A 10,392-nucleotide genomic window follows, 5' to 3' on the forward strand; every position below is an offset into this window, starting at 1 on the left:
CTAGACCGCAGGATAAAAACTACCGTATAATCAGCGTCCAAGTTTGGCCCCTTAGCTCAGTTGGTTAGAGCACGCGACTCATAATCGCTTGGTCACTGGTTCAAGTCCAGTAGGGGCCACCAAATTTGTAAGGGGTTAGATGAGCAATCATCTGACCCCTTTTTATTTGGTTTAAATGCGTGATTACGCTACCCAAGACAGTAATCGTAAAAAAGGGGGGTAGTGCTCACCAACACCCCAAACGTCAAAGAAGAAAATAAGATTTAAGGATAAATTTTATATTTCTCGCGTAACTTCAGATAATTATCAAGATCGGGCTGCCAGTTAGACTCCAGATAATTCACGGTCTCATCGACAGTTAATTTCTTCTTATCTGCTTCTTCCATTAATTTAACTAGATTGCGCGTACCTGTTAATTTAGCCAACCACGTAGGCCGTATTAGAAAATACTCTTCCTGATGTTCCAGATAATTGGCCTCCCTCTGTGGGGAAAGAACCATAGAATAACCCGCATCTTTAAATTTAAACCACCATTCAACAAAATAACGTATCGTCGGCTTAATATCGGCTATATTGACGGCAGTAAATTTTTCGCCACACACTTCCTTGCCCGCTTGCGGCCAACCTGTTTTCTGCTGATTAATATCTACGTGATAGCAGGTGTTAATATAAAACTTCCTGGATGGGAAACCCAACTGCTCAAAGGGATAGTCTGAACCTCGGCCCATATTAACACTGGTTGCTTCAAATAATCCCAAAGAAGGGTAAAGCTGAATAGCCAAATCACTGCGTAAATTTGGCGAAGGTCTTACTGGCAATGAATAAGGCGAATTATGTGTGTAATTGCCCATGGCGATAACAGTCAAATCTTCTGGGGGAAACTGGTAAGCTTTGATACCAAATGCCTGCCAATTTGAATCATTGAAATGTGTTAACCAACCTTCATTTATTATCATACGAGCAAACTCCCCAGACGTCAGCCCGTGCACCATTGGGACAGGATGCATACCAATACCAGAAATGTTCTCCTCCTCAAGAATTGGCCCATAAACATGATTTCCAAGTGGGTTCGGCCGATCAAATACCATAAATTGTTTATGATACTTTTGCAGACTTTCTAACATATGATGCATGGAAATAGTATAGGTAAAATAACGAACACCAACGTCCTGTAAATCATAAATAACGATATCAAGATCAGATAACTGCGCTTCAGTGGGATGTACCCTCATTCGCCCATCTTTATCTCTTCCATATAAAGAAATAATAGGAAGACCGCTCTGTTTATCGATGTGATTATCATCCCCTAATCCGGCATCGGCATTCCCACGGATACCGTGCTCAACAGAGAATAATTTTGTCACTGTAAAATGGAATTTATTCTGCTCGGATAACAATTTGTCGATGGTATGACGTCCTTCCTTGTTAATCGAGCTTTGGTTGACCATTAAGCCAATACGCTTGTTTTTAAGTAATGGCCCATAAATATTTTCCTGATCAATGCCTAAAATAATTTCTTGGGTAGCGCTGACATGGCCAGTAGTTATAATAAATAGTCCATACAGACATAATAATATTCGCAGGAAATACCCCATCCCTAGTCTCTCACTATTAATAAATTGATGTTCTGATATCTCTTATTAAGTATCAGAAATTATGTCTCAACTCCACAGCCCAAAACCAAAAATTATTGCTGGTTTTGTGGCTGTTAGTCCAGGTTTGCTCTGGGCGGTAATAGGTATCAGCAAAAATTGAAGTCTGCTTCGTTAACGGATAGAGCACCTGCAAACCATAGCGGCTACGATTTTTTTCTTTATGCACAATTTCATTATTATTCGAGTCACGAAAACTCTGCGAACCTTTAACCAGAGCCAGACGCGTATAAGGCATAAACAGAAGACCATTATCAAATTTATGGCGGTAAATTCCCCATAAGAAATGCTCTTTGTTATAAAGCGTATTGACCAATTGCTCATCAATGTACAAATAGTTTAACCAGAGTGAATTTTTCTGATTAAAGGCGATATTAGCACCCGCGAAATGCTCATTTATTTGGCTCCAATCTCGTTTGTATACGCCATAACTCCCTTTAGCACGAGCATAATCCAACTTACGATCAATCAGGCGAAATGAGAAACTGGCGTTAAAACTTAGATTTTCAGAATATTGATAATACGCCTGTGGACGGATCCAGATTTCATGCCGCTCTTCACCTTTACGGACATCCCCCTTGTACTCAGGGTCAGCCAATGCTGGATTACTAATCGAAGGATAATGCCAGTTATCATTACGATAACCCAAGCGTAATTTCGTATTACCACTCTTACCATCATAGGTGAAAGGAAAAGTTCTGGTGACCCCAGCCTGCCAACGTGTACGATCATACTCTGGATTATTATCCAGATATGTCTTTAAAAACTGAACGTCATATAGCCACAGCGAGTCATGCTGATAAATATAAGCACCAACATAAGGTGAGGTTGCCATACTACCTTTAATAAACTTCCAGCTTTCATCACTGTCTATCTCTTGTTCTGCACCTATATAAGTTTCGAAGTTCCAGGCTTTTTGCCTTAACTTATCCTGTACTTCTTTTTTTTCTTTTTCTATTTGCTGAATTCTCTTATTTAATTTGTAAATCTCTTGGTCATAGTCAGTTTCAAATTCATCTGCTAATACGGGCGTACACATTGTTAGTGTGCTGAAAACCACAATTCCTTTTAAGATATTCATTTTCACCTTCCATAATTTTATAACGTCGTTAATCCATAACCACGTGGATAGAGTATCTGGCTATTATCAGGAGTTCTAATATCCACCGGTAATTTCCCATGTGACTCTGCCAATACATCTAATTTCCCTTTTGGCCCCTGAAATAGTGTTCTTAGCCCACTGCGGATATTAGTTTCTAAACTGTTTCGTACATTATTAGTCACATCGAACCCGGTAATACCATAGATAGCAATATTCGCCTTTACGCCAGATAGATAAGCAATATCATAAGGGTTACGACTTGATATAACGACTAAAGGGATATTAGCCTTATTGGCTTCATCGATGATCCGCTGCGCATTAACTGGTTCAAGTTTAAGATTATAGGTAGCAAGAATAATAAGATCCTGGCCTTTAATCTGTTTGGCGATATCTTCAGGATTTGCATCGCTTTTATCCAGTTTTATTACTTTATTTTTAACGGCAAAGTCAACGTTAAATTTATTAGCAATATCATTAAGATGCTTAGTAATGAGTTCGTTGCGTGGTCTCTCGTCAGAGAATACTATTATCTTATTTTGTGATTTTACTTGATAAGGTAAAATATTATCATTTTTGATTAGCGTGATAGCCTGTTCAGAAATGAAATTTTCAATATTCTTATGGTTTTCTGATGCGACAACTTTTTCCGCGATAGTAATATCATGCGGTTCAGGAGAAATACGCTTATTCAGTTTGGTGTAAATGACTCGCTGTGCTGAATCCTCAATACGTTGTTTAAGCTCAGGATCTTTTGTGGCTTCGGTTTTTAAATAATCATAAAGAGCATCGAGTTGTTCAATACTGGCGCGGTTCTTAATTTCCATTGGCATTAAGACAATATCATTACCTGCCATAATGGCCTGCTTGATAGACCAATTACGCTCAAAGTTACTGGTAATCGCGCCCATATCCATAGCATCTGTCAGGATCAAGCCATCAAACTTGAGCTGATTACGTAAGATATCAGTCAGGATGGGCTTTGATAATGTGGCTGGAGTGCCCACTTTTTCGCCCTTAGTATTTGTTAACATTGAATTATCCAGAGCTGGCACAACCACATGGGCAGTCATAATTGCATCAGTTACTGGCATGACTTCAACAAAGGGTTTCAGTTCGACTTGCTGCCATGCAGCTTTGTCAATATTGACTGTCGGCAAGGCAAAATGTGTATCCGAGGTGACATTTCCATGACCGGGAAAATGTTTGAGTGAAGTGAGTACATTGTATTTGTGAATGCCACTAATATAACTACGGGCTAACTCCGCCACCAACACCGGATCATTGGAATAAGAACGCACGCCAATGACAGGGTTATTCTGGTTATTATTGACATCAACGACAGGGCCAAAATTAAAGTTAAAACCCAAGCTAGATAATTCATAACCGTGGATACTTCCGGCCTGTTGAGCAAACTTGGATGATCCGGTTGCCCCTAATGCCATATTTCCTGGCATTTCAGTACCCACTCGTAGACGAGTGACATACCCTCCTTCCTGATCGGTGCTAATAAACAGAGGGAGATTGCTGCGCGCATTTTGAAGATTATTAATTAACGTAACTGTTTGTGGGGTATCAATCAGGTTTTCACGGAAAAGAATAATAGAACCTAAATGATAATCGCGAATCATCTTACTGACAGCCTCATTAATCTCAATGAATGCTGTTTTGTCGCTGTTATCCGCATGACTCCAGGAGCGAATATCAACCATTAATATTTGCCCCAATTTTTCTTCAAAACTCATTTTTGAGATAACTTTTTCAGCAGATATCTTTGGCGACAACCACATGTCTTTAAGTTGAGCATCTGGAATAACATCTGCATAAGTACAGGTGCTAAATAATAGAATCGCAGGTATTAATTTTTTCATTAACTCCTCCATTAGTTATGTTAGTCGGGCGATTTTACTTTTTAGCTCACACAATAAAGTGATAATTATCACAGTTGATTGATTCGCCTTTTCACTCGAATAAGGAATAATAACACTTATTTTTGTGACTTCATATCCGCAAACCCACTATACAAGGTGGCAAAGCCAAGAATAACTTATTACCATCAGGAATACTTATTATTAAATTAATCTAAATATAATCATCTAATAACCACTAGAGTTTGTAGGTAATTTCTGATGAAAATAAAACACTGAAAGTAGCATAGGGCAATGAGATAATTAAAATATATTACCTTCATTGCCTTAAAGTTTATGAATCGATATGCCAGCACATCAGTCATCCAGATTGTTTATTGTCATACTGGCATTCAGAATCAAAGGTTTAGCCATTTCTTTCCGTTGCTGCATCAATGCCAAGAATATCAGATCGGTTAGGGTATTTTGGGCCGTTCGGGAAGAAATTGAAGAACTTCGCCATTCATTTTCATCCGAAATACTTTCAAGGACATAATCTGCGATCTTAGCCAACGGCGAGACTTTACTGCCAGTAATCGCGATGACAGTTGCCCCTTGCGCTTTAGCGACTGTTGCTGCAATTCTCATGTCTTTTCTTCTACCAGTGAAGGAAAGAACAATCTGTACATCTTTGGGTGTGAGGGTGAGTGCTGCCGCAATCTGCACATGGAGGTCCGCTTCAACCAGGGTCATTATGCCAATTTTTTGTAATTTATAGCTCAGGTCTTTTGCAGTAAGTCCTGATCCCCAAATACCCACTATTTGTACGCGCTGGGCAGTATTAATGAGCGAGATCACTTGCTGGAAAACAGAAAAATTAATTTTCCTCGTTGTTTCCATAATTGACGCCGTCTTCTCATGCGCAAGCTTTTGCGCCATCACCATCAATGAGTCTTCGGATGAAATAGAATTATGTAGCGCTTTATGTGGATAGGATTTAAATAAGTTATTTCTGCTTAATTCTTCACTGATAGCGATTTTTAGTGCTGGAAAGCCTTTCATGCCAATCTTCTGACTAAATTTTACAATCGCCGATTGGCTGACGCCTGCATTCTCTGCAAACTGAGAGGAAGATATACTGAGAATAGACTCAGGATTATCAAGAATACATTTCGCTATTTTTTTCTGGTTTTCAGCCAATTCAGGTAGTAACCAGGTTATTTCATTCAAAATCGACATCAAAGGTTTCCCGTTAAAGACAATAGATTATTCCAGCCAAATACCTTTTATGACTAAGGTGTAACTGCATAAATGTAATGAAAATAATTTATTTATTTGTTCTATTTTATCTGTACTTATTCCTCATAACCCCAGTGATTAGAATAGATTTTACCGTGATATATATCACGTTTAATAAATAATTAATTACTTAACATCGCCGATAATTTAAATAAAAGGAAGTCCCCATGACGATTAATCTAAGCTCAATGGTTACGGAAAGCCGGAACCCCGCCAGTTCTCAAATTGATACTCTTTCAGCACTGGAGATACTCAAGGTTATCAATCATGAAGATAAAAAAGTGCCCTTTGTGATTGAGGAAAAACTGCCCGAGATTGCTCAAGCCGTTTCGCTTATCGCCGAGGCTTTCGCGCGTGGCGGTAGATTAATTTACTGTGGGGCCGGTACTTCCGGACGACTGGGGATTCTGGATGCTAGTGAGTGCCCACCAACATATGGAACGCCACGAGAAATGGTCGTCGGCCTTATCGCTGGCGGCAACACAGCTATTTTGCAAGCGGTTGAGAATGCAGAAGATAGCCGAGAAATGGGTGAGCAAGACCTGCGTGACCTACATTTCAATGCACGAGATGTGCTGGTCGGAATTGCAGCCAGTGGCCGCACACCTTATGTGCTGGGGGCGATGGCCTATGCCCGTAGTGTTGGGGCTAGTGTAGTGGCGATTTCTTGTAATCAGAATAGCGAAATGAGTAAAGCGGCAGATATCGCTATTGAGGCGCTGGTCGGCCCTGAGGTTGTCACGGGGTCATCACGGATGAAAGCAGGGACTGCCCAGAAGTTAATTCTGAATATGCTGACAACCGGCGCAATGATTCGCAGTGGAAAAGTGTATAGCAATCTGATGGTAGATGTTGAAGCGACAAACGCCAAGCTGGTGCAACGTCAGGTCGATATTGTTGTTCAAGCGACGGAGTGCTCCCCCAAGGAGGCACAAGCTGCACTTGATGAATGTAACCGTCACTGCAAAACAGCCATTATGATGATTCTGAGTGGTATGTCTGTAGAAGAAGCTACCGATATCCTTATAAAAAATAAAGGATTCATCCGTAAAGCGCTCAAGGAGATTAAAGTATAAACATGGCGAAAATAACCAGTACTACGATAGAGCAGATCTTACTCTTGATTGGCGGGAGTAAGAATATCATCGTCTGTGGAAACTGCATGACGAGGCTGCGCCTGACCTTAAAAGATCGTCAACTAATACAACATGAAAGCTTAAAAAAGATACCCGGAGTGATGGGGATCGTTAACGGCGATGATCAGTTACAAATCATTCTCGGGCCGGGCAAAGCTCAAACTGCCAGTGAGATGATGAATAAGGTGCTGAGTTCTGAACCGCAGCCGCAACATGAAAGCACTCAGGATGCAGATTTGCATGCACTGGCCAGCCAGACAAAACAGCAAATGAAAGCGAAACAGCAAAGTGCTGTTCACAATTTTCTGACCAAATTCGCCACTATATTTACCCCACTGATTCCCGGATTCATTGCCGCAGGATTACTGTTGGGGATCGCAACATTGCTCCAGCAAACACTGGCATTGGATGGAGTGATTCAATCCCCGTGGTTAGCGGCACTGATTGCTTACATGAAAGTATTCAGCATCGGTTTATTCACCTTCCTCAGCATTTTAATTGGTTTTAATACACAGAAAGCCTTTGGCGGGACGGGAGTCAACGGCGCAATTATCGCTTCGTTGTTTATTTTACGCTATGTGCCGGAAGGCACTGTTGGCTACTACGGTGGGATGGAAAGCTTCTTTGGGCTGGCGATTGACCCACGCGGCAACATCATCGGCGTTCTGTTGGCCTGTATGTTAGGTGCCTGGATTGAGCGGCAAGTACGTCGTTTTATTCCCGATAATTTGGATATGATCCTGACATCGGCGATCACGTTATTGATTACAGGTGCAATCACTTTCGTTGCCATCATGCCAGTCGGTGGCGAGCTATTTAAAGGCATGTCATGGCTGTTTATGCATTTAAATGGTAACCCGTTCGGCACCGCAATTCTGGCTGGCTTATTCCTGATTGCCGTAGTGTTCGGTATTCACCAAGGTTTTGTTCCGGTCTATTTTGCCTTAATGGACGCGCAAGGTTTCAACTCATTATTCCCTATTCTGGCTATGGCAGGAGCGGGCCAAGTGGGTGCAGCACTGGCACTATATGCCCGTTCGCCAAAAGGTTCTGTCCTGCGTACACAGATTAAAGGGGCCATTTTCCCTGGGTTATTAGGGATTGGTGAGCCACTTATTTATGGTGTGACATTACCGCGCCTGAAACCTTTTATTACAGCATGTTTAGGTGGTGCTGTCGGCGGCTTCTTTATCGGTCTGGTTGCCTGGTTGGGGCTGCCGGTTGGCTTGAATACGGTGTTTGGCCCATCGGGATTGGTGTCTATTCCACTCATGACATCAGCCCAGGGGATTTTCGCCGGAATGATGGTTTACGTGGTTGGCCTTCTCATCTCATATGCTGCGGGTTTTATTCTGACGTGGTTTTTCGGCCATAAAGATATTGATTTAAGCTAATTGCGATGATTAATTTGGCCCTGCTGCACCGCAGGGCCGCTACCCGAGATTAAAGCGAACCTTTATATAGGTTATATCCCAACTGTTGCGCCACTGATGCCACCATTTTTTGACCGCGTACACTATTGCCTACCGGGTCAAGGGGCGGTGAAAATGCCGCAATCCCCATAACACCCGGCACTACCGCCAGGATCCCACCACCGACACCACTTTTACCCGGTAAACCCACGGTATATGCCCAATCTCCAGAGCTGCCATACATCCCTTCCATGGTCATTTCAGCCAAAATAAATGGCGTATTGCTGGCCGTCAGCACCTGCTTTTTAGTCACAGGGTTAACTCCCGCCGCCGCAAAGGTTGCACCCATCGTGGCCAGTTCAATAGTATTGAGCAATGTTGAACACTGACGAGTGTATACGTCACAAGCCTCCATCGGGTCGCAATACATGGCCTGAGCCGAATAAAGCAGCCATGCAATGGCGCGATTGTGAAAATTGGTGGTTTGTTCTGAATGGTTAACTTCATCCGAAAGTGCAATCGGCGCACCAACCAGTTGCTGTTGCATGTCCAGAATCCGTGCCCAGCGATCCTCTCTATTACTGGCCTTAATCGCACTTACTGTCGACATTGCTCCCGCATTGACCAATGGCGACAAGGGCTTACCATTGTGCAGCTCCAACGCAATGACCGAGTTAAAAGGTAAACCGGTAGGATCTGCGCCTATCTTGTCTTGCACAGCTTGCGGGCCAATATCTTCTAGCGCTAAGGCAAGAGAGCACACTTTCGAAATAGATTCCAAGGCAAAACGAAAATCGGCATCACCTTGCGAAATAATATCGCCATCAATCGTGACAATGGCCAACCCAGCAAGCTGACTGGGAACACTGGCCAGATAAGGAATATAGCTGGCATTCTCTCCTCCGGCGAGGGTGGAATATTGTGAATAACTATCCTTAACAACTTGATTCAGACGAGCTAGGTCAATAGTCATAACACTGACTCCAACACTAAATATTATTGAACAGGGGGCCGAAACCGCCCTGCATGAAGAGGAAGGACGTTAACTTTTCGGCGCTTTTGTAGCCGCAGCAGTGACGTCATTGGTATGTGTCGCCGACGTGCTCGGAATACCTGGATGACTGTTTTCTGCTTGCCAGGTAAATGGGGCAAAATCGCTATTTTCATCGCGCCAATGAGGTTTGCGAACGATATAAATCAAGAATGGCAACACAACAAAGAACACCGTGCTGGCGATCAGAATTCCGACATATTCTGTTGGACTGCCTACTGTAATTTGGCTGGGGGGAATAAAGCTGAATACGAAAGCCAGAATTGAGCCAATAAGCCCCGCTCCGCCAATAATCCACATGCCGATTGCCCCGCCGGGAATATGATATGGGCGTGGACGATTCGGTTGACTGTAACGCAGATAAATAGCAGAACTGAACATCAGCATATACATGATGAGATATAAGATAACGGTCATTTGACTCATTATTTGATATGCCGCCTGCACCGAAGGTAATACCACAAACAATATTGCCAACAAGGAAACCAGCAGAGCCTGTAGCAGCAGAATATGAGTCGCCATGCCATTCTTATTGGTATGTTGCCACCAGCGTGGCAAATAGCCCGCTTTCGCCACTACCAACAAACCTGAAGATGGGCCAGCAACCCAGGTCACCACCCCCGCCAGCACGCCAATAGCCAATGCAAAAGCCACCACTGGCCCCAACCATTCCAAATGCGCCCACTTGAACATATCATCGTAAGCCACCAACAGGCTTTGCGTCAGGCTAATTTCAGATTGTGGAATAATAAAGGCAATTGCTAAAGTTCCTAATACGAAAATAAGTACCGTCCCCACCGCGGACAACATAATAGCAATGGGATAGTTTCTATTCGGGTTATCCACATCTTTAACATGGATGGCATTCATCTCCATACCGGCATAGAACAAGAAAA

At 42.7% G+C, this 10,392-nt stretch carries 8 protein-coding genes and 1 tRNA gene; 3 read left to right on the plus strand and 6 right to left on the minus strand.

What is annotated here, in order from left to right; genetic code table 11:
• The first annotated feature begins 45 nt into the window (after nt 1-45).
• Nucleotides 46-122 (plus strand) — tRNA-Ile (locus ACNSO8_RS04230).
• Between the two features lie 141 nt (nt 123-263).
• Here ACNSO8_RS04230 and ACNSO8_RS04235 read toward each other — a convergent pair.
• The 4 genes from ACNSO8_RS04235 to ACNSO8_RS04250 form a co-directional block, all read right to left on the minus strand.
• Nucleotides 264-1,595 (minus strand): exo-beta-N-acetylmuramidase NamZ domain-containing protein, encoded by a 1,332-nt coding sequence (locus ACNSO8_RS04235; RefSeq protein ID WP_046050208.1) that lies wholly within the window; start codon nt 1,593-1,595, stop codon nt 264-266.
• A gap of 52 nt (nt 1,596-1,647) precedes the next feature.
• Nucleotides 1,648-2,733: a hypothetical protein gene (locus ACNSO8_RS04240; RefSeq protein ID WP_418393925.1), complete on the minus strand. Its 1,086-nt coding sequence runs from the start codon at nt 2,731-2,733 to the stop codon at nt 1,648-1,650.
• A 17-nt stretch (nt 2,734-2,750) separates the two neighbouring features.
• Complete coding sequence (locus ACNSO8_RS04245) at nt 2,751-4,622, minus strand: glycoside hydrolase family 3 protein (protein WP_263700257.1); 1,872 nt, start codon at nt 4,620-4,622, stop codon at nt 2,751-2,753.
• Nucleotides 4,623-4,976: 354 nt separating this feature from the next.
• Nucleotides 4,977-5,837 (minus strand): SIS domain-containing protein, encoded by an 861-nt coding sequence (locus ACNSO8_RS04250; RefSeq protein WP_019079999.1) that lies wholly within the window; start codon nt 5,835-5,837, stop codon nt 4,977-4,979.
• Between the two features lie 227 nt (nt 5,838-6,064).
• On the opposite strand from ACNSO8_RS04250, the gene murQ reads away from it, so the two are divergent.
• Both murQ and murP read left to right on the plus strand, forming a co-directional pair.
• Nucleotides 6,065-6,973 carry an N-acetylmuramic acid 6-phosphate etherase gene (murQ, locus tag ACNSO8_RS04255; protein WP_019082255.1) on the plus strand — a complete coding sequence of 303 codons (909 nt, stop codon included), beginning with the start codon at nt 6,065-6,067 and terminating at the stop codon, nt 6,971-6,973.
• 2 nt (nt 6,974-6,975) lie between these two features.
• Nucleotides 6,976-8,427 carry a PTS N-acetylmuramic acid transporter subunit IIBC gene (murP, locus tag ACNSO8_RS04260; RefSeq protein ID WP_026017905.1) on the plus strand — a complete coding sequence of 484 codons (1,452 nt, stop codon included), beginning with the start codon at nt 6,976-6,978 and terminating at the stop codon, nt 8,425-8,427.
• 49 nt (nt 8,428-8,476) lie between these two features.
• Here the strand turns inward: murP and glsA are convergent, their stop codons facing one another.
• Nucleotides 8,477-9,418, minus strand: a complete 942-nt coding sequence (gene glsA / locus ACNSO8_RS04265) for a glutaminase A (protein WP_019080002.1) — start codon at nt 9,416-9,418, stop codon at nt 8,477-8,479.
• A gap of 69 nt (nt 9,419-9,487) precedes the next feature.
• Nucleotides 9,488-10,392, minus strand: a 905-nt coding sequence (locus ACNSO8_RS04270) for an amino acid permease (protein ID WP_418393924.1), incomplete at its 5' end; no start/stop codon positions are given.

The sequence above is a fragment of the Yersinia sp. LJYL362 genome (assembly GCF_048323875.1).

Coding starts and splice junctions, on each gene's coding strand:
- ACNSO8_RS04245 (WP_263700257.1), bottom strand. CDS start 4,622: ATGAAAAAATTAATACCTGCGATTCTATTATTTAGCACCTGTACTTAT.
- ACNSO8_RS04240 (WP_418393925.1), bottom strand. CDS start 2,733: ATGAATATCTTAAAAGGAATTGTGGTTTTCAGCACACTAACAATGTGT.
- glsA (WP_019080002.1), bottom strand. CDS start 9,418: ATGACTATTGACCTAGCTCGTCTGAATCAAGTTGTTAAGGATAGTTAT.
- murQ (WP_019082255.1), top strand. CDS start 6,065: ATGACGATTAATCTAAGCTCAATGGTTACGGAAAGCCGGAACCCCGCC.
- ACNSO8_RS04235 (WP_046050208.1), bottom strand. CDS start 1,595: ATGGGGTATTTCCTGCGAATATTATTATGTCTGTATGGACTATTTATT.
- murP (WP_026017905.1), top strand. CDS start 6,976: ATGGCGAAAATAACCAGTACTACGATAGAGCAGATCTTACTCTTGATT.
- ACNSO8_RS04250 (WP_019079999.1), bottom strand. CDS start 5,837: ATGTCGATTTTGAATGAAATAACCTGGTTACTACCTGAATTGGCTGAA.